Here is a 25,871-nt window from a genome sequence, read left to right as displayed (position 1 = left end):
GCGCCGTGTTTTCCACGGCACCCCCCGGCGCGCGCCGGGGTCGGAACGGCGACCGCTCGGCCAGGCCGACGGCCGCCTGTATGAGGCGACGGACTTCGCTTTCCCTGTTCCACGACCGACCTGTTCCGCCGGTCGCGCAGATTTCCGTACCGCCCGGCGAAGTCGAGGGCCGAAATTTCCTCGATATGTTTGTTGAGGAAGTTTTCCATGCCCCGTGCATCCCGTTTCCAGGGAGCTCAGACCCGTACGCGCAAGAGCGACGCGCCGTCGTCGCGTCGCGGTAAAGCGCCCAGCGGCGCGGCCCGCGCCCAGCGCCCCGGTCGAGGCTCCGCCCCGCTCCAGGGTGATTTCACCGTCCCGGTGACCCACACCCCGCCCCTGCCGGCCGTCGCGGAGTTCGCGGACCTGGACATGCCCGAGCAGCTGCTCGTGGCCCTCGCCGCCGAAGGGGTGACGGTCCCGTTCCCCATCCAGGCGGCGACCCTCCCGAACTCCCTGGCGGGCCGTGACGTCCTGGGCCGTGGTCGCACCGGCTCCGGCAAGACGCTCGCCTTCGGGCTCGCCATGCTCGCCCGGCTCGCCGGGCAGCGCGCCGAGTCCCGACGGCCGCTGGCGCTCGTCCTGGTTCCCACCCGTGAGCTCGCGCAGCAGGTGACGGACGCCCTGACCCCGTACGCCCGGGTCCTCAAGCTGCGGCAGACCACCGTCGTCGGCGGCATGTCGATCGGCCGCCAGGCCGGCGCCCTGCGCGAGGGGGCCGAGGTCGTCGTCGCGACCCCCGGCCGGCTCAGGGACCTCGTCGACCGGGGCGACTGCAGCCTGGACGACGTCGCCATCACCGTGCTGGACGAAGCCGACCAGATGACGGACATGGGCTTCCTGCCCCAGATCACCGGACTGATCGACCGGACGCGCTCCGACGGTCAGCGGTTGCTCTTCTCGGCCACGCTCGACCGGAACGTCGACGCCCTCGTCCGGCGCTATCTGCACGACCCGGTCGTCCACTCCGTCGACCCGTCGGCCGGAGCCGTGACCACGATGGAACACCACGTGCTCCACGTCCACGACACCGACAAGAACGCCACGGCCACCGAGATCGCCGCCCGCGACGGCCGCGTGATCATGTTCCTGGACACCAAGCACGCGGTGGACCGGCTCACCAAGCACCTGCTCAAGAGCGGTGTACGGGCCTCGGCGCTGCACGGCGGCAAGTCCCAGCCGCAGCGCACCCGCACCCTCGCCCAGTTCAAGGACGGGCACGTCAACGTCCTGGTCGCGACCAACGTGGCGGCCCGCGGCATCCACGTCGACGACCTCGACCTCGTCGTCAACGTCGACCCGCCCACCGACCACAAGGACTACCTGCACCGCGGCGGGCGCACCGCGCGGGCCGGCGAGTCCGGCAGCGTCGTCACCCTCGTCCTGCCCCACCAGCGTCGTACCGTCAACGGGCTCATGGCGGACGCGGGCATCACGCCGCAGACCACCGCCGTACGCTCCGGCGAAGCCGAGCTGACCCGTATCACCGGCGCCCGGACACCCTCCGGAGTCCCGGTCACGATCACGGCTCCGGCCCCGCAGCCGGCGGCACGGGCCACCGGCTCCTCCTCCCGCCGCAGGCGTGGTGGCGCCGGGCGCCCGGGCCGCGCGGCCGGTGCGGCCCAGAGCCGCACGACCGGTGCGAAGCAGAGCCGTACGAGCGGCGGCACGGCCCAGGGCCGTACGGGCAGCGGTACGGCGCAGAGCCAGACGCAGCGCCCGGCGACCTCCCGGCGCCGCCCCCGGTCCGGAGGCAGCGCCGCGGCCTGAACCGCCCGGCTCTGGTCCCCCTGGCGTCCCGCCGTCCCGTCCTACCGATCCCTGCGACCCTGTTGAGGCATCATGCGCTGCGTCATCGCCCGCTTCCCCTTCGACTTCGTCATGAGCGAGGTCCAGGACCTGATGTCCGGCATCCGTCCGGAACCGGCCATCGGTCCCTGCGTCGTCATCGGCCGCCGTACCTATCCCGTCAAGCAGGTCGGCGAGGTGATCACGAAGCAGGACCGGCGGGACTTCACCGCCGGCGAGGTCACCCGGGCGCTCACGCGCCTGGGCTTCACCTGCGTCACCCACACGGCCACCACCGAATCGCTCTGAGCCGCGAGCGCCGCGGCGCTCAGCCGTCGGTGTAGCTGAAGTCGCCCACCGTCCACGCGCTCACGTCCTCGATGGCCACCCGGTACATCCCACCGGTCTCGGGGATCCCCACGGTGCCCTGCAGGATCCGGGCGACGTGGAAGTGCAGATGCGTGGGCGTCTTCGGCTCCCCACGGGAGCGTGAGCCGGCGTCGTGAGCCCCGAAGACGGTGGAGAACGCACCGAGTCGCTCGGAGTCCCTGAGGACCTCGGCGACCCGGTCCCTCCATACGGCTTCGGGGGCGAGCCGCCCGGTGATGACCGCGCCGTCGACCACGACGGTGAGGGACATCTGATTGGACTGCTCGGCTTCCACGGTGGCCGCGACGTTCACGAGCAGGTCATCAGGCTTCGTCATGGGCCCGACCCTACAAGCCGGACACCGCTGCGCGGGAGCCTCCCCAAGGCTCAGAGGCCGTCGGTCTGTTCCCGTTCGTCGGCGGACGACTCGCTGGTGGCCAGCCACGACTGCGCCGGGCCGGCCGGCTGCGTGGTGTCCACGGTGAGGTGAAGACGCGTGCCGCCTTCCTGGCCGGCGGGGTAGCTGCGCTGCTCCGTCGCGGCGAAGCAGCGGCGCAGTACCTCCGCCACCCTGCGGGCCACCTCGGGTGTCGCCGCGACGACCCGTACTTCGGCGTGCCCGGGCGCGGGCATCTGCGTCTCTGACTCCATGTCCATATCGTGCACCGTCGCACGGCGGCCCTGCCAGGTGATAACCGGGGTGCCACCGTGCGGAGTACCGTGAAGGAACAGATTGTCCGTGTCTGCGAACGGGCGTTACGCCATGACCGATCCCGACACCCCCGCGCGGGCGAGGTTCCTTCCCGACGCGCAGGAAGCTCCGGAACCAGCGGATGTGCCGGAAGCTCCGGACGAGGCGGAAACCCCGGAGACGCGGGGCGCGCCCGACGCGCCGGGCGACGCGGTGCCGCAGGGCGCCAGGCCGGGGGCGGCCGTCCTGCGACTGGCGACGACACGGTCCCGTGAGGGCGTGGTCGACGGAGCGTGGTGGCCCCGTTCCCGGGACGTCGGAGCCGAACTGCCCGCCCTCCTCAGGGCCCTGACCGAGCACCTGGGTCCGATCACCCGCGTCGGACTGGACGCCGCCGCCTGGGAGGCGCTGCCGACCCGGCTGGTCGTCGACGACCGCGTCGTCCACATCGACTCCTTCCCCGTCGGGGACGACACCGTCCTCATCAGCCGGGGCGGCCAGGACCACTTCTCGCTCCTGGTCATCCCGCCGTACGCGGCACCGCAGGCCGCCCACGCGGCGATGGCCCGCGCGGTCAGCGCCGACAACGCGACCGACGCCCGGCAGATCCTCATCGACACCGGCGCGGCCCCGGGACCGGCCGAGCCACCGCGGCGCTGAGCGACCCGGACCGCGGCTCCGCGTGGCCGCCCGACCGGCACCGCATGCCGGGCGGGACGGCCGGCGGGGCATGCCCCCGGCCCCGTTGGGCACCCGCGCCTATGAAACGGCGACGATCCGGAAATCCAGCGGGAAGGAAGCAGGCATGCCCACCGGGCCCCTGACGGACGGCGGCGCGCCCCAGTGGGGCGTCGACGACCTCGTGGCGTCCTTCGACGGGCTGGTGCAGAGCGTCACATCGGCGCGGCTCGCCGCGGGCGGCTATCTCGACGCGCTCGAACGGGCCTCACCACCCGGCGTACCGGACCGGCGGGACGACATCCTGCTGGTGGTGACGGAGCTGGCGAGCAACGCGGTGCAGTACGCGCCGGGCCCGTTCACCCTCCGGCTGCGGCGCACGTTCGACGGTGTCCACATCGTCGTACGGGACACCAACCCGACCCCGCCGACACCGCGCCGCTGGTCACCGTGGCGCAACACCGGCGGAGTCGGCTGGCACCTGATCAACGCGCTCGCCGACCAGGTCAGCGTCGTGACGGGCCTCCAGGGCAAAGAGGTGCACGTCTTCCTCCCGTGGTGAGCGTCCCGGGTGACCACGGTTACCGGAGCGGGCGGCTACGGCCCCGCCGAATCCAGCGCACGGCGTAGAAGACCACGTCGACCACGAGGACGATGATGCCGATGACCAGCAGGAACATCAGCCCCTCGGCCACGACGCCGATGAGGCCGAGAATGATGGCGACGAGGATCAGGAACAGGAAGATCGCCATGCTCTGGGTACCTCCTCCGTGAACAGGGGCCGGTCAGCGGCGCGCCAGCTTCCGCTCGCCGCCCGCTCCGGGCTGGTAGGCCATGCCGTAGTGGTGGAAGACCGCTTCCTCCTCCTCCGCGGCCAACACGTCGTCGGTCCCGATGGACGGGCACTTGCGGACCGTGCCCTTGTCGTACGGGACTCTGACGTAGCCCGGCCCGACGATCGCCTCGTCGAGCGGGACGAACACCAGGCGCTGACGGGTGGGCAGCCCGGTCCGTACGGTGGCCATGGCGGGTTCGTCCGTGGTGGTGTCCACGTACACCGCTTCCAGCCCGCCGATCTTGCGCCCCTTGAGGTCGACGACGTCATGGTTGCGCCACTCGCGGATGTCGGCTGAACGGATCATGCGGTCCTCTCCCTGCGCGCCACCCTGTCCTGTCCAGCCTGCCCCGCCACCCGACGGCACGCCACACGAGGACCGACCGGGTGCGGGACGCGTCACGCGCGGCCGGTTGTCCCGGCCCGGCCTACATCGGCGCCTCCTCCGCGGTGGTCCAGCCGCGCCGTGGGGAGGTGATGCGGGTGGCCCGGAGAAGGCGGGTGACCGCTGGGGAGAGCCGGGTGATCCGGACGGTCCGGCCGTCGCGTTGCCAGGAGTCCAGCGCGTTGAGGAAGGCGGAGTCGGCGAACGTGACGCGCTGGGAGTCCACGGCGATGTGGTGGTAGCCGTAGGCGGCTGCCGCGGTGAGCATCACACGCAGGGGCCCGGCGCTGTAGTGGTCGACTTCGTGCTGCACTTCGATGAACAGGGTGTGGTCATCGTGGCTCCGGCACGAACGGACAACGGCTGGTAGGGCTCCGGATGCGGGATCCGCGCCGGAGCCGGGCGGGCTCATTCTGGTCAGTATGTGGCTCGGGGTCGCAGTGTTCACATCGTGATCAACGGCCCCGTGCGCTCCGGGGGGCACGTGCGGGGGCCGGGTTCACTCTGCCGTGTGGCGGTCCGGTGCGAATGGGTGGCCGCCGAGCGCCTTCGCGGGGCGGCACCGGGGTTCACCGGGGGAAGGGCGGCGCGGTGGCCGGGCGGAGCATCTGTCCGGCGGCCAGTGCGCGGTAGGTCGGGCTGCCGGCGAGCAGTTCCTCGTGGCGTCCGCAGGCGGCGACGCCGCCGTTGTCCAGTACGACGATCCGGTCGGCGTGCTGGACGGTGGAGAGCCGGTGGGCGATCACCAGCACGGCGCACTCCCGGGCGATGTCCTTCATGACGGTCGTGAGGGCGGTTTCGTTGATGGTGTCGAGGTGGGAGGTCGGCTCGTCCAGCAGGAGGAGCCGGGGGTGGGCGAGCAGGGCGCGCGCCAGGGCCACCCGCTGGCGCTCTCCCGCCGAGAGGGTGCCGCCGCGCTCGCCGAGCATCCCCCGCAGCCCACCCGGCAGTCGCCGTACGACCCCGTCCAGCTGGGCCAGCTCGACGACGCGTCGCACCTCGGAATCGGTGGCCTCGGGGGCGGCGTAGGTGATGTTGTCCCACAGCGTGCCGTGGACGACGTGGGTGTTCTGGTCGACGACGGCGATGCGTTCGCGGCATGCGGCGCGGCTCAGTGCGGAGGCGGGCGATCCGTCGAACAGCAGGGTGCCGGAGTCCGGTTCGTAGAACCTGGCGATCAGGGCGAAGACCGTGCTCTTGCCGGCGCCCGACCGGCCGACCAGGGCCGTCTGGCAGCGGCGGGGGACGGCGAACGTGACGCCGCGCAGCACCGGCCGGTCCGGGTCGTAGCCGAAGCTGACGTCGCGCAGGGCGAGCGCGGGCTCGTCGTACGGGACGGTCCGCCGGGCCGGTTCGCGTGGACGTGCCCGGACGGCGGGCGTGGGCGCGGGTGTTCGCGTTCGCGTATGCGGGCCCGGTGGTTCGGCGGGCAGGCGGAGCGCCTGGTCGACGCGCTGGTAGGCACCCATGCCGCGCTGGATGAGGCCGACAGCGCGGAACACCGAGGACAGGGGCAGGACCAGGTAGGAGGCGTACAGCAGGAAGGCGACCAGGTCGCCGAGTGTGTTGGCCTGCCCGTTCACCCGCAGGCCGCCGATGACGAGGACGATCAGGAAGGAGCCCTGGACGGCGAGTTCGACGGCCGGGCTCATCAGGGACGCGAGTTTCGCGGTCCGTACGCCCGCGCCGTACGCCGCTTCGACGCGTTCGCCGATCCGTGCCGCTTCGCGTTCCTCCGCGCGGTGCACGCGGACCATCGGCAGGGCGCCGAGTGCGCGTTCCAGGTCGGCGGCGATCGCGCCGACGGAGGTCTGCATGCGTTCGGAGGCGGCCCGGATGCCCTTGAGCAGGGAGGCGACGATGACGGCGGCGCCGGCGACGGTCAGGGCGACCAGGAGCAGCAGCAGGGGGTCGATCCACACCATGAGGACGATCGCGCCGGCGGCGACGAGCGAGCCGGTCACGAGGTCGACCAGCGCCTGGGAGGCGACCTCCCTCAACAGGGTGGTGTCAGCCGTGACCCGGGAGATCAGGTCACCGCCGCGGTGCCGGTCGTACTCCCGCATCTCCAGCCGGAGCAGCCGCGCCACCAGGCTGTGGCGCAGCCCGCGTACGATCCCCTCGCCCATGCGCTCCAGAACGAACCGGCCCACCGCGCCCGTCACCGCTTCGGCGACGAACAGGACGGCCAGGAGCAGCAGCAGGGGCCCCGCCATCCGTCCGTGCCCGCTCGCGTCCACGACGTGCTTGGCGACGAGCGGTTGTGCCAGGCCGAGCGCGGAGCCGGCCAGCGTGAGGACGGTGGCGACGACGACGGAGGCCCGGTGGCCGCTGGTCAACCGGTACATGGTGGCGACCGCGGCACGGGTGGAACGATCACCGTCGCCGCCCGGCCGCTTCAGGTCGCCGTCGCCGCCCGGCGGTGCCTCGTCCGCGCCGGGGCCGGTCATCGGGCCGGTCGGCTCACGGGGGCGACCGTCATCAGCCGGGTGAAGTAGTCGTCGGGCACCCCCTCGCCCACGGGACGGCCGCCCGCCTCGATCCAGGCGTGCGCGGTGAACGGCGGCACCACACGTACCCCGGTGCACCAGGTCGGCCAGGTCCCCGAGAGACGGCACAGCAGCGCCGCCCCCAGGGAACGCGGCAGACAGCCCTGCGGTCCCGCGCACCGCAGGCTCACCGCGCAGATGGCGTCCCGCGCGTCCTCGGCCTGCGCGGCGGTGGCCGGCGCGGCTCCGCGGCGGACCAGCCCGAGCACGGCGCGGAGCCGGCGGGGCGGCAGGAGACAGAGCACGAGCGCGGGGAGCAGGACGAGGCGGGCGGCCAGCCGCCGCCCGAGGGGCACTCCGGCGGGCCGCTCCAGGGCGCTGGGTGTGGTCATTCGGCCAGCCCCGACGCGCGCAGCTCCTGTACGAGGGCGTCGACGTCCCGCTTCGCCCGGTCGGGGTCGATGGCGAACTCCGCGGCGAGCGCGGCGACCGCGTCCGCTTCGTCGCCGCCCGCCATCAGCGTCCTGACCACCAGGGTGCCGGTGGGATTGAGCTCCCAGTACGCCCCGGCGCGTTCGTCCAGGAGGACCGTGCCGTAGTCGGTCTCGGCGGTGGAGACATCGGCGCCGAACTTCAATGCCATGCCTGTGACCTTTCTGCTGGGCTGACGTCAGGAGGGGGCGGGCGTCCGGGGCTCGGTGCTCCGGTCGAGACCGCGCAGCCAGACCTCGGCGGCGATGGTCGAGTAGAGGACCGCGTCCCGCAGTTCGGGTGTGGCCGGCCGCTCGGCGAGCCGGCGCAGGGCGGCGCCGTCGACCAGGCCGAGCCGTTCCAGCCGGGAGTCGTCCCACAGCGCCAGCAGGTCGGCGCGGTGTTCGCGCAGCCCGTCGGCGGCGTCCATGGAGGCCGCGGCCTTGTTGGTGCGCCGCAGGCACGCGTCGGGCACGACGCCGCTCATGGCGGCGGTCAGGACGGGCTTGTACCGCCAGGGTGTGACGCGCTCGCTCGGGCGGACCGCCAGGCACGCCTCGATGACACGGTCGTCGAGGAACGGCGAGGCCATCGGCACACCGGCCTTCGCCGCCATCCGGTCCCACTGGCGGATGATGCGCGTACAGGCGCGGATCTGCTCCAGGTCGGCGTGCAGACCGCGGTCGGGGTGGTGCGGGACGGCGCTCGCGGCGGCCTCGCGCAGCGCCCGCCGCGCCGCCCGCTCGGCGTCGGGGGTGACCCAGTCGAAGAGCCGGGGGGGCATGCCCCAGCCGAGGCTCGTGCCGACGGTGGCGGGCAGTGGGTCGCGCAGCCGGTCGCTGGAGTCGGCCAGCCACGTCCCGTACGGCCGGGAGTCGGCCAGCGCGCGGACCGTACCGCCCAGCGGCCATTGCCACAGGGCCCGGAAGCCGCGCAGCTGCCGCAGGGCGAACAGCGGCCGGGTACGCAGCAGCCGGTGGTAGTACGCCTCGGAGCACCAGGCCACGTGATCGCCGCCGATGCCCGTCAGATGCAGCCGGCTGCCGCGCTCGGCCATGCCGGGCAGGTGGTGCAGGACCCGTGAACGGTCCATGACGCCGATGGTCGGCTCGTCCAGCAGGTCGTCGATGGAGAGCAGATCGGTGTAGACGAGCGGGGACGCGGCGGCGTCCCAGACGACGTGCTCGATCTCCGGCAGGGCTTTGGCCGCCTGCTCGGCCCACTGCAGATCGGTGTCCGCCGGGTCACGGCCCGGCCAGGTACTGGCCACCACCCGGGCCGGGGAGCGCGCGGCCAGGAAGCAGATGGACGTGGAGTCCAGGCCGCCGGACAGGTCGCAGCTGACCACACCCCCCTGGTGGGTACGGGCGTCGACCGCCGCGGCCAGGGCTTCGCGGACGAGCGGCGCGGAGTCGGCGAGCGGGCGTACCGGCTCGGGCGGCGTCCACCAGCGCGAGTGGCGTGCGGCCCGTCCGTCCGGTGCGACGATCAGCGCGTCCTGCGGGGGTACGGCGGTGACCCCACGCCACATCGGCGCCTCGGCGAGCGGATGGGGGACCGGCCACAGAAGCCGGACGGCGAGCTGCTCCTCGTCCGGGTCGGCGCGGAGCGCGGCGGCGAGTACGTCGGCGCGGGTGGCGGCGACCGTCACGCCCTCGATCTCCGCGTGGAAGACCAGCCGGAGCCCGGACGCGGTGCCCTGCACGCGGAGCCGCCCGTCGAGAGCGGCCACGAGATGGAAACTGCCGGGAAGGGAGCGGGCCAGTGCGTCGAGTTCGGCGAGGTCGCGCAGCCGCCCGGCGTGGCGCTCCAGTTCCGCCGCGTCGATCGGGCAGCAGCCGATGACGGCGAGGGCCGCGCGGCCGGCGCGCGCCGTGACGATGTCCCCGTCGTGCCACCGCCCCACCAGCCAGGGCCGGCCCGAGGGGTGGTTCAGGACGCGTGTCCCGCCGCGGGCGAAGGAGCGGGCCACGGCGGCCGCGCCCTCCCGGTCGGTGAAGACCGTGAAGTGCGCGTCGCCGGGGCCCGTCCCCGCACTCTCGTGCAGTTCAGTCATGACTCGGGTCAAGAGCCGTCGGTCAGTTCTTGCTCAGGATGAGCCGGTCGTTTCCGCGGAACTGCAGAAGCCCCGTCTTCTTCCGGAACGTCCCGAGCCGGACGAGCGTCGGCGCCTCGTATGCCTTCTTCATGACCACTCCTCAGTGCGGGGTGTCACGCCGCCTCCCTGTTCGGCGGGATCCGGATACCGGTCCCGGCCGTCCTGCCCGAGCCCATCGGGAACCCGGGCCGAAGAAGCGGACGCAGGCAACAGCTAGCTGCACGAGTGGGTGCCATGACAAGGCCGCCGAAGGAAATTGGATGGTATGAGAAGTGCGAAGGAGTAGGAAAAATGACCGGCTGGCTGTGGTGTTGCCGAGCGGTTTTTCGCCACCGGCACATCAGGTGCTTATCGGTTTGCGGAGTCGGAGAAACGTTTTGACCTGCGCATCGAGAAGCGCTCGGCCGGCGGGGGCGCGCAGTGGTCGTTGACCTGCGCAGACGGCGCACTAGGGGGCGCAATCGCGCCTGGCGCCGCGCTCCCTTCGGCTGGTCAGTCCATATCCATGGCGTCCGCCACGTCCGTACTCCGCTCGGGCCCGTGCCATTCGCACAGCAGCACGCTGGCGTCGTCGTTCAGCTTGCCGTCGTGGTGTTCGAGCACCGCTCGTACGAGCCGGCGCAGGGTTTCGGGCACGGGCAACTCGTCGGCCTGGTGGCGAATGATGAAGTCGACGAACCGGTCGCGCCCGAACTCGTGTCCGTCGGCGTCACGCGCTTCGGTGATGCCGTCGGTGTACAGCAGCAGCCGGTCACCCGGTTCGAGCTGTTCACGGCACAAGGTGGCGGGGAGCCCGAGGCCGGTGCCGAGGGGGTGGGTCGGCGCACAGGTCAGCGTGGTGGTCCAGCGTCCGCCGCGGATGAGGACGGGCGGGTGGTGGCCGCAGTTGAGCCACGTCAGCAGGCCGGTGGCGAGGTCGAGGTCGGCCAGGATCCCGGTGGTGTAGCGGTCCCGGGCGAACTCCTCGATCAGCATGGTCTCGATGGCCCGGGCGGCTTCGGTCGGGTCGGCACCCTCGCGTCGCTGGTTGCGGCAGGTGGCCAGGGCGAGGTTGGCGGTCAGTCCGGCGGCGGTGTCGTGGCCCATGGCGTCGAAGATCGCCAGGTGGGCGGTGTCACCGGCGATGGCGTAGTCGAAGGCGTCACCCGCGGTGGCGTAGGCGGGTTCCATGGCGGCGGCGATGGTCACACGGTGGTTGGCGAAGGTCCGCGGCGGCATCAGGGTCCACTGCATCTCGGCGGAGACCGACATGGGACAGAGCCGGGTGAGGCGCGCGTAGGAGTCGCTGTGGGTGCGCTTGGAGACCAGCAGCATGCCCATCAGCGACGCCAGGTCCCGCATCGCCTCATCACCCGCGTCGTCGCCCGCCTCATCGCCCGCCTCATCCGCGTGCGCGTCGGCGCTCGCACCGGCGTGGGTACCGGCTTCGGGACCGGCGCCGGTTTCGACGAGGAGTACGCCCAGGCGTTCGGCGCCGTCGAGGATCGGCAGCCAGTGCTGCCGACGGCCGTCGACCGTGGCGGACAGGGCCCGCATGCTCTGGAAGACCCGGCCGGCCAGGGTGGCGTCGATACGCAGCTCCTGGCCACCCGCGCCCGCGTCGATCCCCTCACCGGTGGCTTCCCGCAGTACCTCTTCGCGCAGGTCCGCCACGTAGAACCGCGCCCGGTCCAGGCCCGCGCCGGCGGCGTGCCGCGCCATGAGCGACGGCAACTGCTCGAAGGTGGCCAGGTGGCTGGCCCGTAGAAGCCCCCTGAGCATGAGGGCGGAATCATGAAGCGTCGCCACGGCACGACCCATCGGATAGGGGACGGCCCGTGTCCGCCCGTCGGCCTCAACGCGGAGGGGGCCGAGGTCCTGCTGCACGGCGGACGAAAACGAGAAGCCCGGAACGGCTGTCTCCTCAGCCTACGGCCCGGCACTCGCTCGCGGTGCGTTCCGCGGCACGGGCCGGAGGTGGGGTCCGGGGGACGCCTTGCCGCTCCGCCGCATGATCCTCGGAAGGAGGGGTACGGGGGTCGACGGTGGTCAGGAAGCGGCCCCTCCCACAGGCATGCCTTCGAGGAGCCCGCGTTGCTGTTTCCGTGCCACCGTCTCAGCGCCGACCAAGTCCTGATCGAGATCGACGACGTGATCGATGTCGACGGGGAAGACCTCGCTGAGCGCTCCCTGTGCGCGGTGGTGTCACGTTCCGGGGCGCGTACGGTCGTCATCGATGTGCGTACGTCACTGGTCACCGCCGCCATGGTCAATGTGCTGCTGCGGGTCCGCCGGGTCGCCCACAGCCGGGGAGTCGCACTGTGCGTGCTGGCACGTCAACCACTGGCCCGGAAGGTCTTCCGCATCGCCGGCGTCCACCGGACGCTCCTGGTGACCGCCACGCTGTCCGGCGCCCTGGCCGTCGCGCGCGGCTGCCGTCCCCCCTCGGAACCGGCCGCGCGGCGGGGCGACGGCGCCTTACGGTGAGCGTGACCGCCACCCCGGCGCGGGTCAGGGCCGGGGGCGCAGAGGGCGCTCGGACGGCGGCTGACCGGAGATGCCCGCCAGGAGCTCGGCGCACAGGTCGCGCAGTTTGATGTTGCGGTGCTGGGAGGCGCCGCGCAGGATGGCGAAGGCCTGTTCGGCGGTGCACCGCTGCTGTCCCATGATGACGCCGATCGCCTGGTCGATGACGGTGCGGGACGTGAGCGCGGTATGCAGGTCGTCGGCGAACTCCTGGGCGTCGCCGATCCGTTGCGCCAGCGCGATCGCACCGGTGGCCTGGGCTGCCAGCCCTCGCAGGTAGGGCATATCGACATGCGTGTGGCCGTGCGGCCGGGCGAAGTACAGGTTCAGGGCGCCGGCCGTGTGCGTGTGGGCGGCGATCGGCAGTGAGACGGAGGAGCGGGTGCCGCACGCCACGGCGTAGGCCGGATAGTCGCCCCACGACCGCTCGTCCGCCATGTCGGCGACGATCACTTCTTCACCGGAGCGCAGGGACCGGAGGCACGGGCCGTCATCCTGGCCGTACTGTTTCTCATCCAACTTCTTGGCGGTCGCGCCGGCGCCGGCCACCGTAAGGGGCCGGCCTTGACGCTGCAGCGTGATGCCGCACCCGTCGGCCGCCGGGCTGCGTCGCAGGGCACGGTCGACGAGGGCGTGCAGGAACTCATCGACGCCATCGGCTTCCAACAGCAGCGACGTCAGATCACCGACGTCTGTGGTGGGCCCGTCATCCATGGTCGTTCCACTTCCGGACCACCGGGTCCGCGATCGGCGACCCGAGGGAACAGCTCCAGCGGTTCATACCCGCCCGGCCCCCGGGAGGAGAGGCGACGAGGGCGGCTCTTCCAGTGTGGCACCTTCGGTGCGCGCGGCCCTCGTCCGCGCGGAGCCGGTCCGGCGCAGTGCGCGCTGCGCCCGACGGCGTACGGCGCCCGGGGGAGCCGGCCGCAGCGAGCCGAGGGGTTCCCCGCTTGCCCGCCTGCCCGCCCGAGGCGGCGGGTTTCCGGTGACCGGAAGCGCCGCGCTCAGCGGGCGTCGTCCTGCTTTCCGGCCGGGGCGGGGGCCGGGGCCGGGGCATGGGCTGCTGACGGGATGGCTGCTGCGGCGGCGCGGTGGATCTCCGCGTTGATGCGCTGGGCCTCCTCGAGCTGGTCCTCGAGGATGACGATGCGGCAGGCGGCCTCGACCGGCATGCCCTGATCGACCAGTTCGCGGGCGCGGGCGGCGACGCGCAGTTGGTAGCGGGAGTACCGGCGGTGCCCGCCCGGCGAGCGGAGCGGGGTGATGAGGCGCGCCTCACCGATGGCGCGGAGAAAGCCGGGGGTGGTGCCGAGCATCTCGGCCGCCCGTCCCATGGTGTACGCGGGGTAGTCGTCGTCGTCCAGACGCCCGCTGAGCGGTGTTTCCGCCGTCATCCTCACCTCGTTGTGCACGCGTCGAGGGGCCCTGATGCCGTACGGCACCAGGGCCCCGAAGGAAATTCAACACCATCTGTCGGCCCTACTGCGGTGCCGACCTTCTGTTTCCGCTACCGCCCGGGAGAGGGCGGAAGTGCGGGGATCGCGGCTGCGTGACCGGGGACCACCTTCCATTCCGGGGTCTTGCGGTACCCGGGCCGAGTCCTTCTGCCCGGGCGATCCTGATGGCGTCTGCTTCCTCCCGTTCTTCCGCTGGACCAACCACTTTTCGGTCCCGTACCGCTGCTGCTCGTACTGCACGTACTGCTCATGGCCGCGGGCGGTACGGACCGGTGCTGCGAACTACTGGTGTTGCTGTCGGCGGCCCCTCGATCCACGGGCCGCCCGGTGCGGTTGTCAGTCCCGTCGCCATCCTGCGAAAACCCGGCTCCGGAACTCCACAACCGCACCGACCTGCGACTTCATGTACTGCTACCCACCAGTTCGTCTCTGGTGGGCCTCGTTGACCTCGTCTACGACAGAAACCTTAACCACGTGACCACGCAATGTCTACTCCCGCCAGCATAGATTTCCCCGGTCGGCGGAGGTGGTCCGATGCCCGCACACGCGATGAGGGCCCGACCGGCGTGTGCCGGTCGGGCCCTCATGGATGTTCTGATCTCGGCTTTCGCCCGTCCCGTGGTTACACGGGCGCGTGTGCGCCGAGCAGCGCCGACGCCTTCTCGAGCGGAGTGACGACGCCCACGGGCGCGGCCTCGGGGACGGCGCGGACCGTGAACCCGAGACTGGCCATGGCCCTGGTGACCTCAGCGGCGGTGAAGTCGCGGCGGTCCTGCCGGGTGATGATCGCGCCCACCTGCTTGACGGGGTAGTGGCGGCGGCCGACGATCACGGACTCACCCGTGACCGGTTCGGGCTTGACGCCCTTCATGGACTCCAGCACCCCGCTCCGGGTCAGGTCGAACGGGAAACGGGCGATGATGCAGCGCATGGTGCCTCACAGGGAGAGGGAGAGAGGTCCAACCGGGGGGATCAGTGCGAGAGTGCGGGGCGAGGTGAACGGTCCGCTGTCGCCGACGATGTCCCGCAGGCGGACCCGGTCCGTGTAAGCGGAGCTGGAGCGGACATCGATGAGCTGGGCCTGAGTGATCAGGCGCGTGCACTGGCCGTCCTCGTCACAGACAAGCAGGTGACCGGAGCGGGCACTGGCCATGACGGACAGCGCCACCTCCACGGTCATGGCGTCCCAGACCTGCGGTGCGGGCGCGTCCACGGCGTCGCCGCCCCTCGTGCCGGTGGTGGAATCCATCGGGCACGGCTGCGTCCGGACCAGTGTCAAAGGTGTCTCCTGTGGGAGTGGGTCAGCGTCCTGCCCGGAGTTCCGGGTGGGTCTAGGCAGCCGCGTCGAAGACGGACTGTCGCTGAGTCGGACGGTGCGCCGCCTGACCGGTGCGGCGGTCCCTGGCGGTACGGCTGCGCCGGCCGCGGGAGGAGGAGGCGCTGCGCTTGGGGCGCTCGGCCACCGGTGCCGTGATGACGACCGGGATGCCGGACGGGGCCTGCGCGCCGGTGATGCGGCTCAGTTCGGCCTCGCCCGAGTGGACCTGGGTGGTCTGCGGGCGGATTCCGGCGTCCGACATGAGCCGGACCATGTCGCGGCGCTGACCGGGCGTGACCAGCGTGACGACGAGACCGGACTCGCCGGCGCGGGCTGTGCGACCGCCCCGGTGGAGGTAGTCCTTGTGATCGCTGGGCGGGTCCACGTTGACCACCAGGCCGAGGTCGTCGACGTGGATGCCGCGTGCCGCGACGTTGGTCGCCACCAGCACCGTCACATGCCCCGTCTTGAACTGGGCCAGGGTCCGGGTGCGCTGCGGCTGCGACTTTCCGCCGTGCAGCGCGGCGGCCCGTACACCGCTGTTCAGCAGGTGGGTGGTGAGCCTGTCCACGGAGTGCTTGGTGTCCAGGAACATGATCACCCGGCCCTCCCGCGCCGCGATCTCGGTCGTCGCCTGGTGCTTGTCCGCGCTGTGCACGTGGAGCACGTGGTGTTCCATCGTGGTGACCGCGCCCGCGGACGGGTCGACGGAGTGGACGACGGCGTCGGACAGGTAACGGCGGACCAGGAGGTCGACGTTGCGGTCCAGGGTGGCCGAGAACAGCATCCGCTGCCCACCCGGACGCACCTGGTCGAGCAGTGCGGTGACCTGCGGCATGAAGCCCATGTCGGCCATCTGGTCGGCCTCGTCCAGGACGGTGATGTCCACCTGGTCCAGGCGGCAGTCGCCCCGCTCGATGAGGTCCTTCAGCCTGCCCGGCGTCGCGACGACGACCTCCGCGCCGGCCCGCAGCGCGCCGGCCTGCTTGCCGATCGACATCCCGCCGACCACCGTGGCCAGCCGCAGCTTCACGGAGCGGGCGTACGGGGTGAGCGCGTCGGTGACCTGCTGCGCGAGCTCCCGGGTGGGTACCAGCACCAGGGCCAGCGGCTGACGGGGCTCGGCGCGCCGGCCGGCGGTACGGGCCAGCAGCGCGAGGCCGAAGGCGAGGGTCTTGCCGGACCCGGTGCGCCCGCGGCCGAGTACGTCACGACCCGCGAGGGAGTTCGGCAGGGTCGCGGCCTGGATCGGGAACGGTACGGTCACGCCCTCGGCGACGAGCGCGGCCAGCAACTGGCCGGGCATGTCGAGATCGGCGAACGCCTCGACGGCGGGGAGCGCCGGGGTGACCGTCACCGGCAGGGCGAACTCGCCCTGGAGTGCGGCGGGGCGGCGGGTGTAACCACCCGAACGGCCGGGAGCGCGGGAGCGGCCGGAGGCCGGGGCCCCCGAGCGGCTGCCGCTCTTTCCGTAACCGGAACCCGAACCGGAACCGTAACCGGAGCCGGAAGAGCCGGTGCGGGTACGGGAGTAGCTGTCGTTCGAACGTGTGCGGTTCATGCGGAACCTTCCTCGAAGCGGCACGTATCAAGGAATTCCCGCAGCGATGAGCCGCACAGAGAATCGCGAGAACGAGCCAGAAAAAATGCGAAAGCGGATACGGCCGGCGGATAATTCTCCGCGGGGCGATGCGCTGAAAGGGGTGGCGTGATCCGGGGCGGAGCGGCCGGGTCGTCGAGCAGGGGAAGCCCTGACGGGTCCGCGTCCGGAGCCTGAGGCCGGCGATCCGCCGTGCGGTGGGATCGCGGGGCCCCCGGAATCATTCCGGCGGTCGGATCACCACGGCGGACGAGTGGCTGCGTCCTGAAATGCAACGAGCCGGGGCCCGCACCCCAAGGTGCGGGCCCCAGCTGCGAAACTGCGTGCGTCAGCGTCAGGCGGGAACGATGTTCTCGGCCGTCGGGCCCTTCTGGCCCTGCGCGATGTCAAAGCTCACCTTCTGGCCTTCCTGCAGCTCGCGGAAGCCCTGGGCGGCAATGTTCGAGTAGTGGGCGAACACATCGGCGCCGCCACCGTCCTGCTCGATGAAGCCGAAGCCCTTTTCCGCGTTGAACCACTTCACGGTGCCAGTAGTCATGTCAAATCTCCTTCGGGGCAGTGCCCGGAGCCCGCACTGTGCGGACTCCGCGTCGCCGCGATGATCGCCCCATCCGGAAATGACCGGAAATACGAAAGAACTCCCATCGGCGCGAGGCCGGTGGGGGCACTTGTAAGTTTTGGGAACCACAACTGCAACTGAGATAGACAGTAGCACGGCGAGATCCGCTCTGCACAGCCAATGATTGCGCTCCGCTTGTTGTGCCAGAAATACTCATCGCGCGTTGCGCCCATTTCTTACTTCACGGCCACAGATATTGGTTCGCCCGGAGTGGACGTTCCACGAACGGTCCCGGATGTCCGGCGGGCCACGTGGCCCCACAGAGCAAGGGGGGCTTGGGTGCGGCGGGCCGACGGTCGCGGTCGTGAAGGGACCGGTTCGGGAGGGCCGCCGACATCCGGTCGGCGCGCGGGAGGGTTCGTCCCCGAAGCGCCGCATCGTGAGCCGGATGCCGGCGTGGTGTCCGGGCTCCTCTGTCCACGGTCCGCACGAGAGGCGCCCGACACGGCACGGGCCCCTCGGCGCCGCCCGGTCGCCGGAGGATCGTCGGTGTCATATTGAAGTATTTTCATATTTTCAATGATGCATATGGTGGGTTTGTTGAAAACACCCTGAGGGATCCTGGCTTGACGCAGGTGTCTACGTAATATGCCGCCGACAGGAATGGTGAATTCCGGACGTCCGGAATTCCCCCAACCCGCCACCAGCCCCCCAGGAGTTGGCTTCTCGATGACGCTGAATATCCATGACACGCTCCAATGGCGCAGAACGTCGGCCTGGATGGCGGCGGCACTTGCCATTCTGATCGCCGCCGCCGTTGTGGCGGTGACGCCGACACGGGCGAACGCGATCGCCCAGCCCGTACCTCTGGGCACTGCCGAGAGTTTCGCGGTTCTGGCCGGTGAGTCGGTCACCAACACCGGACCCACGGTCATCAACGGCGATGTCGGGGTGCACCCGGGGACGTCCATCACCGGATTCCCGCCCGGACAGGTGAACGGAACCATCCATGTCGCGGACGCCCTGGCCGCTCAGGCCAAGAGCGACTTGGTCGCGGCGTACAACAACGCGGCCGGACAGCCCTCGGACGCCACGCTTCCCCCGGACGCCGGCGGTCTGACGCTGACCCCGGGTGTCTACACGGCGCCGACCACCCTCGGCATCACGGGCACGCTCACCCTGAACGCCGAGAACAACCCGGACTCCGTCTGGGTGTTCCAGGTCGGTTCGGGCCTGACGACTGCTTCCGCCAGCAATGTGAGCCTCATCAACGGCGCCTCGCCGTGCAATGTGTTCTGGCAGGTCGGCAGCTCGGCCACCCTGGGCACCGACTCCGACTTCGTGGGCACGATCATGGCCATGACGTCGATCACCGCCACGACGGGGGCGGACATCGTCGGCCGGGCACTGGCCCGTAACGGATCCGTGACGCTGGACACCAACACGATCACACGGCCCGAGTGCGCCGGCGCCACCACGGGCGGGACCAACGGCACCACGGCCGGGACCAACGGCACCACGGCCGGAACGAACGGCACCACGGCCGGAACGAACGGCACCACGGGTGGGACGAACGGAACCACGGGCAGCGTGATCGCCGGCACCACGGGTGGGACGAACGGGACCACGGGCAGCGTGATCGCCGGCACCACGGGTGGGACGAACGGGACCACGGGCGGCGTGATCGCCGGCATCACGGGCGGGACGAACGGGGGTACCGCGACCGGCGGTACTCCGGGAGGCGTTCTCGGCGGGACGACGGGTGGCACCACGGGCGCGACGATCGGTGGCGTCCACGGTGGCGCGACGGGCGGAGGCGGCCAGAAGCCCCCGGGTAAGCCGGGTAAGCCGGGCAAGCCGGGCAAGCCCGAGAAGCCCGAGAAGCCCGGTAAGCCGGGCAAGCCCGGCGAGGCCGATCACGACAAGCCCGGTAAGCCGGCCACGACCACGACGTAAGCCCGCTCACGCAGGCGCACGTACGAGTGAGACGCGTGGCGCGCGACGGATCGTCATCCATTCCAGCGCGCGCCACGCGCGGACCGGAAGAAGCGAAATGAACAGTTGGGACGGAAGGCCGGGTGGGTTCGTGGTCGGCGGTGTCGGACAGGCGGAATCCAGGAAAACGGAACACTCCGACGCCGGTACGGCCGAGAGTGGCCACGGTGGTGATTCCCCTGCCTCCCACAGCGGCACGGGACAACCCCACCGCTCACTGAAGGCGGCCACAGCGGCGGTCGTGGTCCTCTGCCTGGCAGTCACGCTCATTCACGCGGCGCTGGTCTTCCTGCACGTGGCGCCGGCGAATCCCCTCTCGCAGCGGTACGGCCGGCAGATCGACGCATGGGTGTTTCCGCTGTTCGAGCAGAATTGGCGGCTCTTCGCTCCGGACCCGGAGTCGACCAACCGGCACATCTCGGCGAGGACCATGCGGACCGCCCCGGACGGCACCGCGCAGGTGAGCGGCTGGTTCGACCTGAGCGGCGTGGACCGCTCCGCGACCGAGCACAACCCCTTCCCGAGCCATACGACACAGAACATGCTGCGCCGGGCCTGGACCTCCTACCTGGAAACGCTCGGCGGCGACGACCGGCCGCGCTCGGAGCGGGCCGTGCTGATCCAGCAGTACCTCCGCAACATCGCGGTGGATCGCGTCGCGGATCACCGTGGTGGCGTATTCGACTCCATCCAACTGCGCGTCATCACCGTGCCCGCCGCCGCGCCCGGCCCGCCGGGGAGCAACCGCCCGGCCACAGCCCCGTCCGCGTCCGTGAACACCCGTTACCTGCCCTGGTGGAAGGTGGCCCCGCATGGCACCGACTGAGCAGACCCCGACCACGACGCCCGCGCCGTCCGCGTGCGACACCGAGCGTGCGGGCGCGCGCACCGCGGCACAGCGAGCACTGGACGGTATCGCCGCGTTCTTCACCCTCCTGACCGAGCGGCCCATCTCCCTGTACGCGGCGGCGGTACTGCGCATCGGGTACGGCCTGCTCTACCTCGCCTTCCTGGTACGGGAATTCCCGCACCGTGACGAGATCTGGGGGCCCGGCTCACCGTGGACACCCACGCTGGCGAGGCAGCTGTTCGAACAGACGGGATGGGGCAGCATCCTGACCCTGTCCGACAGCCGCGCGTACTTCGAGGTCTGCTACGCGCTGGGCGTCGTCACGTGCGCGCTGTTCATGCTGGGCTGGCGCACCCGGGCCGTGTCCGTCCTGTTCGCCGTCGTGGTGGCGTCGTTCCACGCCAGGGCCATCCTCATGACGGACGGCGGGGACAACCTCATGCTCCTCATGGCCGTCTACCTCGTCTTCACCGCATGCGGCCGGCGCTGGTCCCTCGACGCGCGCAGGACCAGGCTCCACAAAGCCGCGGGACGGCAGGTACGCCTTTCCCCGGGCGCCGGGGGCGAACTCCGGCGCCATCTGCGCGACGCCCGCCTGACCGTGGTCACCGTCCTGCACAACTGCGGGATGTTCGTCATCGCCGCGCAGGTCTGCTTCCTCTACGGATCCGCGGGCCTGTACAAGGTGCAGGGCGACACCTGGGGCAACGGGACGGCCCTCCACTACGTCCTGAACCTCCACCTGTTCCAGCCCTGGCCCGCCCTGTCGCACATGGTCGACGACCACGATGTCCTCATCGCCGTCGCCTGCTACCTGACGGTGCTGTTGCAGGTCGCCTTCCCGTTCGTCCTGTTCGGCCGGCTCAAGTACCCCGTCCTGTGCATGATGTTGGGGATGCACGTGGGTATCGCGGTACTGATGGGCCTGCCGCTGTTCTCCGCCGCGATGATCGTCGCGGACGCGGTCTTCCTGCCGGACCGCTTCTACCGGTCTTTGGGACGGCTGTGGCAACGCGCGGTCCACGGCACCGGCACCGGTGAAGGGGGAGCACCGCCCCGCCCGGAAGCCGGGCTGGTCCCGGCCCAGCCCGGCCCGGCCGGTTGATCACCGGCCGGGCCGGGGAGCTTTTCCGGCGAAGCCGGTGCCGCCGAGGCGTCGGGCGCTCGCCCTGCTACGGGCGAGGTGGCCGTCCGGCGCCGGTGGTGGTGGACCGTGACCGCGCCCAACCGCGGACCCCACAGGGGCAGCGGCGCGCAGGCGAAGGGCGCTAGCAGGTCACGAGGGTGACTTCCGTGGCCTTGACGCTGGTGAAGATGGGTGTGCCGTCGGTGAGGTCCAGGTCTGCCGCGGCTGCCGGGGTGATCTCGGCGACGAGGTCCGGGGCCTCGTCGGAGGTGACCAGGACCCGCATCCGGCTGCCGACGGCCGTGATCTCCCGCACGGTGCCCGGCCAGGTGTTGCGGGGGCTGCCGGTGGGCTTGTCGCGGTGGAGGGAGACGGCCTCGGGGGCGATGATCGCGAGGGCGTCGGTGTCGGCGGGGAGGGGTTCGGCGGCGATGACGGTGGTGCCGTCGGCGAGGGCGAGCCCGTCGGCGGTGGCGGTGCCGGGCCAGGCGTTGCGGCCGAGCATGCGGGCGACCCACGGGGAGCGGGGGTGGCGGGTGACCTCGGCGGGGGTGGCGTCCTGGAGTGCGCGGCCGTCTTCGAGGACGAGGACGCGGTCGGCGAGCGAGACGGCTTCGACCGGGTCATGGGTGACGATCAGGCAGACGCCTCCGAATCCGTCGAGGTGGCGGCGCAGGGTGTGGCGGACGTGGGCGCGGGTGGTCTGGTCGAGGGCGGCGAGCGGTTCGTCGAGGAGCAGCAGGCGGGGGCGGGCGGCGAGCGCGCGGGCGAGGGCGACGCGCTGGGCCTGGCCACCGGAGAGTTGGGCGGGGCGGCGGTGGGCGAGGTGGCCGACGCCGAGGCGGTCGAGCCACTGCTGGGCGGCCGCCCGGGCCTCGGCGCGGGGCACGCCGTGGGTGCGCAGCCCGTACGCGGTGTTGGCGAGGGCGTTCAGGTGCGGGAAGAGGGCGCCGTCCTGCGGGACCCAGGCGACACCGCGCCGGTGGGGAGGGAGGCCGGTGACGTCGGTGCCGCCGAGCCGGAGGTGGGCGTGGGCGCGGTCGGTGAGGGCGAGCAGGGCGCGCAGGAGGGTGGTCTTGCCGGCGCCGTTGGGGCCGACGACGGCGATGGTGGCGCCCGGGTCCGCGTCGAGGACGAGGTCGTTGAAGCCGGTGACCTCGGCGTGCAGGGCCCAGCGGTGGACATCCGCGGGTGCGGGTGCGGGTGCGGGTGCGGGTGCGGGTGCGGGTGGGGCGGGCGTGGTGTCGTCGCGGTCCGGGAGCGGTTCCACGGTCCGCACGCCGCTGCCGGGCGTCGCGGTCCAGCGGCCGCGCAGCGTGATGAGCACGGCCATGGCGATGACGAGCAGCAGCAGGGAGACGGAGGTCGCGGCCTCCGGCCGGTCCTGGAGGAGCAGGTAGACCTGAAGGGGGAGCGTCTGTGTGCTGCCGGGCAGGTTGCCCGCGAAGGTGATGGTGGCGCCGAACTCGCCGAGCGCCCGCGCCCAGGTCAGCGCGGCACCTGCCGCGAGCCCGGGGGCGACCATCGGAAGGGTGACCGTGCGGAACACCCGGAACGGCGAGGCGCCGAGGGAGGCCGCGGTCTCCTCGTACCGCTTGTTCAGGCCGGCGAGCGCGCCCTCCAGGCTGATGACGAGGAAGGGCATGGCGACGAAGGTGGCCGCGACGACCGCGCCGGACGTGTGGAACGGCAGGGTGACGCCGAACCAGTCCTCCAGCCACGGTCCGAGCACCCCGCGGCGCCCGAACGCGAGCAGCAGCGCCACCCCGCCCACGGTCGGCGGCAGCACCATCGGCAGCAGCACCAGTGACCGGACAAGTGTCTTGCCGGGGAAGGAAACCCGGGCGAGCAGCCAGGCCAGCGGGATGCCGAGCAGCACGGACAGGCCCAGCGACCAGAAGGACACGACGAGGGAAAGCCGGAGGGCTTCGACGGACTGCTCGCTGCTCAGATGCGCGCCCAGTTCACCCCACGACGTACGGCCGAGGATCCCGATCAGCGGCAGCAGCAGAAACGCGACCGCCAGCAGCCCGGGCAGCGCCAGGGCGACGGGCATGCCGCGGCGGCGCGGGCCCAGGCGTCTCATGGTGAGTCCTGCGGGTTCGGGCGCGAGGGCTGTCCGGTCCCCCGAGCGGACGGCCCCTGTGCGGCATGGGGAGGTGTCATGGCTTCTGGAAGCCCGCGTCCTGGAGGATCTTCTGTCCCTCGGGGCCGGCCAGCCAGGCGACGAACGCCGTCGCGGCCTCCGCGTTCCTGGAGTCCTTCAGCGCGGCGGCCGGGTACTCGGCGATGGCGTTCTGCGCGTCCGGGATGGCGACCGCGTCGACCTTGTCCGGCGCGCTACGAGCATCCGTCTTGTAAACGAGGCCGGCGTCGGCCTCGCCGAGCTCGACCTTGCTGAGGACGGCGCGGACGTTCGGCTCCTGGGAGACCGGCTTCACGGTGATCTGCTGCGCGTCCAGGATCTTCTCGCTGTACTTGCCGGCCGGCACCTCGGGCGCGGCCAGGACGACCTTCAGCCTCGGGTCGCCGAGGTCCTTCAGCTCATCGATCTTCTTGGGGTTGCCCTCGACGGTGGCGATGACCAGGCGGTTCTTCGCGATGACGGTCGGGGTGCCGGTCTCGCCCTTCACGCCGTCCATGCTCTTGGTGTCGGCGGTGACCAGCGCGTCGGCGGGAGCGCCCTGCTTGACCTGCGCGACGAGTTCCTGGGAGCCGGCGAAGGAGAAGGTGATCTTCGTGCCGGGGTGGGACTTCTCGTACGCGGCGCCCGCGGTCCTGAAGACGTTGGTCAGGGAAGCGGCGGCCAGCACGGTCAGCTCCGCCCCGGGCGCGGAGTCGGCGCCGCCTTGGGGAGAGGCGCCGGCGTCCTTCTCACCGTCGCTGTCGCCGCAGGCGGCGAGCGGTACGAGGAGCGCGGTGATGAGGAGCGCGGCAGCGGCACGGCGTCGGGCAAGGGGCTGGGCCATGAGGGTCGACTCCTGGTGTGACGTGCGCGCGGGCGGGCTGCGCCGCCCCGGGCGGTGGGTGGACGAGCCGCGCCGGGACGGCGACGCCGCTGACCGAGAACTTCCGGGCGATCAGATGCGGTCGATGTGCACGCTGGTGGACTTCACGCGGGCGGTGGCCTGCATGCCGACCTCCAGCCCCAGTTCCTCGACGGCCTCGCGGGTGAGCAGGGAGACGAGTCGGTGCGGCCCGGCCTGGATCTCGACCTGGGCCGCAACATCGCCGAGCTTGACCGCGGTGACGATGCCCGGGAAGGCGTTACGGGCCGTGGTGTAGGAGCTGTCGTCGTCTCCCTGGCCGCCCTGGGCGACCTGGGCGACCTCGATGGAGAACGCGGCCAGGTCCCGGCCGTCGATGAGGCGGCGGCCTGCTTCGTCGCGGTGGGTCGCGACCCGGCCGGCGTCCGCCCAGCGGCGCGCGGTGTCGGGGCTGACGCCCAGCAACCGCGCGGCCTGGCCAATTGTGTAGGACTGCATGTGCGTCACGCTAGGGCTGTTCTCCTTACATCTGCAATTCTTTGAGGCTTTCTCCATGGCAGATGAGAGGTGCTTCGGATGAAGCGCCAAGGGTGGCGCGTGCGAATGAGAACCGGGGAGCCGGATGGCGCCTCCTGCCCTTCGCCATGTCGAGCGCCGGGGCCTCCTGGTGGTTGCGAGGCGGCTTCCGCCGGCTTTCGGGAGTCTCGGTACAGTGATCACGGCGCGACAGACAAACCCTCGCAATTCGCCTCTCGTGGAGCGTTCGTCATGAGCATGAGCATTCGGAACCGGATTCCCGGCACCGTCGTGTCCGTCACGCCGGGGGAGGTCATGGCCACCGTCAAGGTGCGGCTCGACGGTGGCCAGGAAGTCACCGCCGCCATCACCGTGGACGCGGTCGGGGACCTGGGCCTCGGCGAGGGTTCGGTCGTACGCGTCCTCGTCAAGTCCACGGAGGTGTCCCTGGCCACCGGCCCGGTGCAGGGCCTGAGCATCCGCAACCAGCTCCCCGGCACCGTCACGGACATCGTCACAGGCGGCGCCATGGCGGGCATCAAGGTCGACATGCAGGGCGCCGAGCTGACCGCGGCGATCACCAGGGAAGCCGTCGATGATCTGGGCCTGAGCACCGGCGACTCCGTCGTCGCTCTCATCAAGTCGACCGAGATTTCCCTCGCCACGGCCTGACCGGCCCGGCCCGCTGGTTCCACCCTGTGGCGGCAGCAGCACGGCCCACGGGCCGCCCCGCACATGGCGGACCGCGCAGACGCAGCGCGCCCCGCACCGGTGGAGCGGAGAGGCGGCTGATCGAGAGCCGGGCAGCGCCGCGGGTGACGCCTTCTCACCGGTCCTGCCCGTCCTCCGGGCGGGCTGCGGCGTTTGGCCGGGCGGGTGGCTCAGCGGGTGCGGGTGGCGGGGGTCCGTGGCGCGGCCGAGGGCGTCGTCCCCGGAGCCGCCGAGCGGCCGGGTGCGGACGTACGCGGCGGTGATCTCCGCCCAGCGCGCTGCCTGTGCCGGGGTGAGCGTGCCGCGCAACGCGGCCCGCTTGAGCAGGTTGGTCCCGGCGCCTGTGGTGGGGGTCCGGGCCTCGCCCGTGTAGTGGTCGTCGATCACGGCGGCGAGCTCGTGGT

General features: G+C 71.6%; 28 protein-coding genes and 1 pseudogene. 9 read left to right on the top strand and 20 right to left on the bottom strand.

The window, feature by feature from the left end:
- The first annotated feature begins 207 nt into the window (after positions 1–207).
- The gene (locus tag ABZZ38_RS02660) at positions 208–1,809 is read left to right on the top strand and encodes a DEAD/DEAH box helicase (protein WP_356734938.1); all 1,602 of its coding nucleotides are present in this window, start codon (positions 208–210) and stop codon (positions 1,807–1,809) included.
- A 72-nt stretch (positions 1,810–1,881) separates the two neighbouring features.
- Positions 1,882–2,136 carry an SCO5918 family protein gene (locus tag ABZZ38_RS02655; RefSeq protein WP_356734936.1) on the top strand — a complete coding sequence of 85 codons (255 nt, stop codon included), beginning with the start codon at positions 1,882–1,884 and terminating at the stop codon, positions 2,134–2,136.
- Between the two features lie 19 nt (positions 2,137–2,155).
- On the opposite strand, the gene ABZZ38_RS02650 is transcribed toward ABZZ38_RS02655, so the two are convergent.
- Entirely contained in the window at positions 2,156–2,533 is a 378-nt protein-coding gene (locus ABZZ38_RS02650) for a hypothetical protein (protein WP_356734934.1), read from the bottom strand.
- A gap of 50 nt (positions 2,534–2,583) precedes the next feature.
- Positions 2,584–2,847, bottom strand: a complete 264-nt coding sequence (locus ABZZ38_RS02645; RefSeq protein WP_356734932.1) for a hypothetical protein — start codon at positions 2,845–2,847, stop codon at positions 2,584–2,586.
- A gap of 253 nt (positions 2,848–3,100) precedes the next feature.
- On the opposite strand from ABZZ38_RS02645, the gene ABZZ38_RS02640 reads away from it, so the two are divergent.
- Both ABZZ38_RS02640 and ABZZ38_RS02635 read left to right on the top strand, forming a co-directional pair.
- Positions 3,101–3,547, top strand: a complete 447-nt coding sequence (locus tag ABZZ38_RS02640; RefSeq protein WP_356735273.1) for a DUF5994 family protein — start codon at positions 3,101–3,103, stop codon at positions 3,545–3,547.
- A gap of 145 nt (positions 3,548–3,692) precedes the next feature.
- The gene (locus ABZZ38_RS02635) at positions 3,693–4,127 is read left to right on the top strand and encodes an ATP-binding protein (protein WP_356734930.1); all 435 of its coding nucleotides are present in this window, start codon (positions 3,693–3,695) and stop codon (positions 4,125–4,127) included.
- A 19-nt stretch (positions 4,128–4,146) separates the two neighbouring features.
- Here ABZZ38_RS02635 and ABZZ38_RS02630 read toward each other — a convergent pair whose 3' ends face one another.
- From ABZZ38_RS02630 to ABZZ38_RS02590, 9 genes are all read right to left on the bottom strand, one after another.
- Positions 4,147–4,317 carry a hypothetical protein gene (locus ABZZ38_RS02630; RefSeq protein ID WP_356734928.1) on the bottom strand — a complete coding sequence of 57 codons (171 nt, stop codon included), beginning with the start codon at positions 4,315–4,317 and terminating at the stop codon, positions 4,147–4,149.
- Between the two features lie 33 nt (positions 4,318–4,350).
- A complete protein-coding gene (locus ABZZ38_RS02625) occupies positions 4,351–4,707 on the bottom strand; it encodes a PRC-barrel domain-containing protein (protein ID WP_356734926.1) in 357 nt (118 codons plus the stop codon).
- A 121-nt stretch (positions 4,708–4,828) separates the two neighbouring features.
- Positions 4,829–5,197, bottom strand: a complete 369-nt coding sequence (locus ABZZ38_RS02620; RefSeq protein WP_356734924.1) for an STAS domain-containing protein — start codon at positions 5,195–5,197, stop codon at positions 4,829–4,831.
- 157 nt (positions 5,198–5,354) lie between these two features.
- Positions 5,355–7,133 (bottom strand): ABC transporter ATP-binding protein, encoded by a 1,779-nt coding sequence (locus tag ABZZ38_RS02615; protein WP_356735271.1) that lies wholly within the window; start codon positions 7,131–7,133, stop codon positions 5,355–5,357.
- Positions 7,134–7,231: 98 nt separating this feature from the next.
- Complete coding sequence (locus ABZZ38_RS02610; protein WP_356734923.1) at positions 7,232–7,666, bottom strand: lasso peptide biosynthesis B2 protein; 435 nt, start codon at positions 7,664–7,666, stop codon at positions 7,232–7,234.
- Entirely contained in the window at positions 7,663–7,917 is a 255-nt protein-coding gene (locus tag ABZZ38_RS02605) for a lasso peptide biosynthesis PqqD family chaperone (RefSeq protein WP_356734921.1), read from the bottom strand. The genes ABZZ38_RS02610 and ABZZ38_RS02605 overlap by 4 nt, the downstream gene beginning before the upstream one ends.
- Positions 7,918–7,944: 27 nt before the next feature.
- Positions 7,945–9,801, bottom strand: a complete 1,857-nt coding sequence (locus ABZZ38_RS02600; RefSeq protein WP_356734919.1) for a lasso peptide isopeptide bond-forming cyclase — start codon at positions 9,799–9,801, stop codon at positions 7,945–7,947.
- 22 nt (positions 9,802–9,823) lie between these two features.
- A complete protein-coding gene (locus ABZZ38_RS02595) occupies positions 9,824–9,934 on the bottom strand; it encodes a keywimysin-related RiPP (protein ID WP_356734917.1) in 111 nt (36 codons plus the stop codon).
- Between the two features lie 401 nt (positions 9,935–10,335).
- A complete protein-coding gene (locus ABZZ38_RS02590) occupies positions 10,336–11,604 on the bottom strand; it encodes a PP2C family protein-serine/threonine phosphatase (protein ID WP_356734915.1) in 1,269 nt (422 codons plus the stop codon).
- Between the two features lie 312 nt (positions 11,605–11,916).
- Between ABZZ38_RS02590 and ABZZ38_RS02585 the strand changes: the two genes are divergently transcribed.
- Positions 11,917–12,309 carry a hypothetical protein gene (locus ABZZ38_RS02585; protein ID WP_356734913.1) on the top strand — a complete coding sequence of 131 codons (393 nt, stop codon included), beginning with the start codon at positions 11,917–11,919 and terminating at the stop codon, positions 12,307–12,309.
- A gap of 24 nt (positions 12,310–12,333) precedes the next feature.
- On the opposite strand, the gene ABZZ38_RS02580 is transcribed toward ABZZ38_RS02585, so the two are convergent.
- From ABZZ38_RS02580 to ABZZ38_RS02555, 6 genes and pseudogenes are all read right to left on the bottom strand, one after another.
- The gene (locus ABZZ38_RS02580) at positions 12,334–13,062 is read right to left on the bottom strand and encodes a GAF and ANTAR domain-containing protein (protein WP_356734911.1); all 729 of its coding nucleotides are present in this window, start codon (positions 13,060–13,062) and stop codon (positions 12,334–12,336) included.
- A gap of 290 nt (positions 13,063–13,352) precedes the next feature.
- Complete coding sequence (locus ABZZ38_RS02575) at positions 13,353–13,742, bottom strand: MerR family transcriptional regulator (RefSeq protein ID WP_356734909.1); 390 nt, start codon at positions 13,740–13,742, stop codon at positions 13,353–13,355.
- Positions 13,743–14,427: 685 nt separating this feature from the next.
- Positions 14,428–14,736 (bottom strand): SCO5918 family protein, encoded by a 309-nt coding sequence (locus tag ABZZ38_RS02570; protein ID WP_356734907.1) that lies wholly within the window; start codon positions 14,734–14,736, stop codon positions 14,428–14,430.
- A gap of 57 nt (positions 14,737–14,793) precedes the next feature.
- Positions 14,794–15,054 (bottom strand): annotated as a pseudogene (locus tag ABZZ38_RS02565) (hypothetical protein); the annotation flags it as partial.
- 82 nt (positions 15,055–15,136) lie between these two features.
- Positions 15,137–16,684 carry a DEAD/DEAH box helicase gene (locus tag ABZZ38_RS02560; RefSeq protein WP_356734905.1) on the bottom strand — a complete coding sequence of 516 codons (1,548 nt, stop codon included), beginning with the start codon at positions 16,682–16,684 and terminating at the stop codon, positions 15,137–15,139.
- 373 nt (positions 16,685–17,057) lie between these two features.
- Positions 17,058–17,261, bottom strand: coding sequence for a cold-shock protein (locus ABZZ38_RS02555; protein ID WP_315886733.1), 204 nt, complete (start codon positions 17,259–17,261; stop codon positions 17,058–17,060).
- Positions 17,262–18,011: 750 nt separating this feature from the next.
- On the opposite strand from ABZZ38_RS02555, the gene ABZZ38_RS02550 reads away from it, so the two are divergent.
- The 3 genes from ABZZ38_RS02550 to ABZZ38_RS02540 all read left to right on the top strand — a co-directional run bounded on the left by ABZZ38_RS02550 (position 18,012) and on the right by ABZZ38_RS02540 (position 21,232).
- The gene (locus ABZZ38_RS02550) at positions 18,012–19,238 is read left to right on the top strand and encodes an ice-binding family protein (protein ID WP_356734903.1); all 1,227 of its coding nucleotides are present in this window, start codon (positions 18,012–18,014) and stop codon (positions 19,236–19,238) included.
- A gap of 280 nt (positions 19,239–19,518) precedes the next feature.
- Positions 19,519–20,103: a DUF5819 family protein gene (locus tag ABZZ38_RS02545; RefSeq protein WP_356734901.1), complete on the top strand. Its 585-nt coding sequence runs from the start codon at positions 19,519–19,521 to the stop codon at positions 20,101–20,103.
- Positions 20,090–21,232, top strand: a complete 1,143-nt coding sequence (locus tag ABZZ38_RS02540) for an HTTM domain-containing protein (RefSeq protein WP_356734899.1) — start codon at positions 20,090–20,092, stop codon at positions 21,230–21,232. Before ABZZ38_RS02545 ends, ABZZ38_RS02540 begins: the two co-directional genes overlap by 14 nt.
- Before the next feature lie 163 nt (positions 21,233–21,395).
- On the opposite strand, the gene ABZZ38_RS02535 is transcribed toward ABZZ38_RS02540, so the two are convergent.
- The 3 genes from ABZZ38_RS02535 to ABZZ38_RS02525 form a co-directional block, all read right to left on the bottom strand.
- A complete protein-coding gene (locus tag ABZZ38_RS02535) occupies positions 21,396–23,339 on the bottom strand; it encodes an ABC transporter permease (RefSeq protein ID WP_356734897.1) in 1,944 nt (647 codons plus the stop codon).
- Positions 23,340–23,415: 76 nt separating this feature from the next.
- Positions 23,416–24,222, bottom strand: coding sequence for a molybdate ABC transporter substrate-binding protein (gene modA / locus ABZZ38_RS02530; RefSeq protein WP_356734895.1), 807 nt, complete (start codon positions 24,220–24,222; stop codon positions 23,416–23,418).
- A gap of 111 nt (positions 24,223–24,333) precedes the next feature.
- Positions 24,334–24,738: a helix-turn-helix transcriptional regulator gene (locus tag ABZZ38_RS02525; RefSeq protein WP_356734893.1), complete on the bottom strand. Its 405-nt coding sequence runs from the start codon at positions 24,736–24,738 to the stop codon at positions 24,334–24,336.
- A gap of 270 nt (positions 24,739–25,008) precedes the next feature.
- Here ABZZ38_RS02525 and ABZZ38_RS02520 point away from each other — a divergent pair, with 270 nt between their 5' ends.
- Positions 25,009–25,428 (top strand): TOBE domain-containing protein, encoded by a 420-nt coding sequence (locus tag ABZZ38_RS02520; RefSeq protein WP_356734891.1) that lies wholly within the window; start codon positions 25,009–25,011, stop codon positions 25,426–25,428.
- The last annotated feature ends 443 nt before the right edge of the window (positions 25,429–25,871 follow it).

Source organism: Streptomyces sp. NPDC006368 (genome assembly GCF_040612535.1).
In the GTDB taxonomy this organism is placed as follows: domain Bacteria; phylum Actinomycetota; class Actinomycetes; order Streptomycetales; family Streptomycetaceae; genus Streptomyces.
The sequence above is the reverse complement of the archived record's forward strand: the minus strand, read 5'-3'. Positions and strand labels throughout refer to the sequence as shown.

What these genes read in the sequence shown, in the direction of transcription:
- ABZZ38_RS02660 (WP_356734938.1), top strand. Translation starts at nt 208, where the DNA reads ATGCCCCGTGCATCCCGTTTCCAGGGAGCTCAGACCCGTACGCGCAAG.
- ABZZ38_RS02655 (WP_356734936.1), top strand. Translation starts at nt 1,882, where the DNA reads ATGCGCTGCGTCATCGCCCGCTTCCCCTTCGACTTCGTCATGAGCGAG.
- ABZZ38_RS02650 (WP_356734934.1), bottom strand. Translation starts at nt 2,533, where the DNA reads ATGACGAAGCCTGATGACCTGCTCGTGAACGTCGCGGCCACCGTGGAA.
- ABZZ38_RS02645 (WP_356734932.1), bottom strand. Translation starts at nt 2,847, where the DNA reads ATGGAGTCAGAGACGCAGATGCCCGCGCCCGGGCACGCCGAAGTACGG.
- ABZZ38_RS02635 (WP_356734930.1), top strand. Translation starts at nt 3,693, where the DNA reads ATGCCCACCGGGCCCCTGACGGACGGCGGCGCGCCCCAGTGGGGCGTC.
- ABZZ38_RS02630 (WP_356734928.1), bottom strand. Translation starts at nt 4,317, where the DNA reads ATGGCGATCTTCCTGTTCCTGATCCTCGTCGCCATCATTCTCGGCCTC.
- ABZZ38_RS02625 (WP_356734926.1), bottom strand. Translation starts at nt 4,707, where the DNA reads ATGATCCGTTCAGCCGACATCCGCGAGTGGCGCAACCATGACGTCGTC.
- ABZZ38_RS02620 (WP_356734924.1), bottom strand. Translation starts at nt 5,197, where the DNA reads ATGAGCCCGCCCGGCTCCGGCGCGGATCCCGCATCCGGAGCCCTACCA.
- ABZZ38_RS02615 (WP_356735271.1), bottom strand. Translation starts at nt 7,133, where the DNA reads ATGTACCGGTTGACCAGCGGCCACCGGGCCTCCGTCGTCGTCGCCACC.
- ABZZ38_RS02610 (WP_356734923.1), bottom strand. Translation starts at nt 7,666, where the DNA reads ATGACCACACCCAGCGCCCTGGAGCGGCCCGCCGGAGTGCCCCTCGGG.
- ABZZ38_RS02605 (WP_356734921.1), bottom strand. Translation starts at nt 7,917, where the DNA reads ATGGCATTGAAGTTCGGCGCCGATGTCTCCACCGCCGAGACCGACTAC.
- ABZZ38_RS02600 (WP_356734919.1), bottom strand. Translation starts at nt 9,801, where the DNA reads ATGACTGAACTGCACGAGAGTGCGGGGACGGGCCCCGGCGACGCGCAC.
- ABZZ38_RS02595 (WP_356734917.1), bottom strand. Translation starts at nt 9,934, where the DNA reads ATGAAGAAGGCATACGAGGCGCCGACGCTCGTCCGGCTCGGGACGTTC.
- ABZZ38_RS02590 (WP_356734915.1), bottom strand. Translation starts at nt 11,604, where the DNA reads ATGCTCAGGGGGCTTCTACGGGCCAGCCACCTGGCCACCTTCGAGCAG.
- ABZZ38_RS02580 (WP_356734911.1), bottom strand. Translation starts at nt 13,062, where the DNA reads ATGGATGACGGGCCCACCACAGACGTCGGTGATCTGACGTCGCTGCTG.
- ABZZ38_RS02575 (WP_356734909.1), bottom strand. Translation starts at nt 13,742, where the DNA reads ATGACGGCGGAAACACCGCTCAGCGGGCGTCTGGACGACGACGACTAC.
- ABZZ38_RS02570 (WP_356734907.1), bottom strand. Translation starts at nt 14,736, where the DNA reads ATGCGCTGCATCATCGCCCGTTTCCCGTTCGACCTGACCCGGAGCGGG.
- ABZZ38_RS02560 (WP_356734905.1), bottom strand. Translation starts at nt 16,684, where the DNA reads ATGAACCGCACACGTTCGAACGACAGCTACTCCCGTACCCGCACCGGC.
- ABZZ38_RS02555 (WP_315886733.1), bottom strand. Translation starts at nt 17,261, where the DNA reads ATGACTACTGGCACCGTGAAGTGGTTCAACGCGGAAAAGGGCTTCGGC.
- ABZZ38_RS02550 (WP_356734903.1), top strand. Translation starts at nt 18,012, where the DNA reads ATGACGCTGAATATCCATGACACGCTCCAATGGCGCAGAACGTCGGCC.
- ABZZ38_RS02540 (WP_356734899.1), top strand. Translation starts at nt 20,090, where the DNA reads ATGGCACCGACTGAGCAGACCCCGACCACGACGCCCGCGCCGTCCGCG.
- ABZZ38_RS02535 (WP_356734897.1), bottom strand. Translation starts at nt 23,339, where the DNA reads ATGAGACGCCTGGGCCCGCGCCGCCGCGGCATGCCCGTCGCCCTGGCG.
- modA (WP_356734895.1), bottom strand. Translation starts at nt 24,222, where the DNA reads ATGGCCCAGCCCCTTGCCCGACGCCGTGCCGCTGCCGCGCTCCTCATC.
- ABZZ38_RS02525 (WP_356734893.1), bottom strand. Translation starts at nt 24,738, where the DNA reads ATGCAGTCCTACACAATTGGCCAGGCCGCGCGGTTGCTGGGCGTCAGC.
- ABZZ38_RS02520 (WP_356734891.1), top strand. Translation starts at nt 25,009, where the DNA reads ATGAGCATGAGCATTCGGAACCGGATTCCCGGCACCGTCGTGTCCGTC.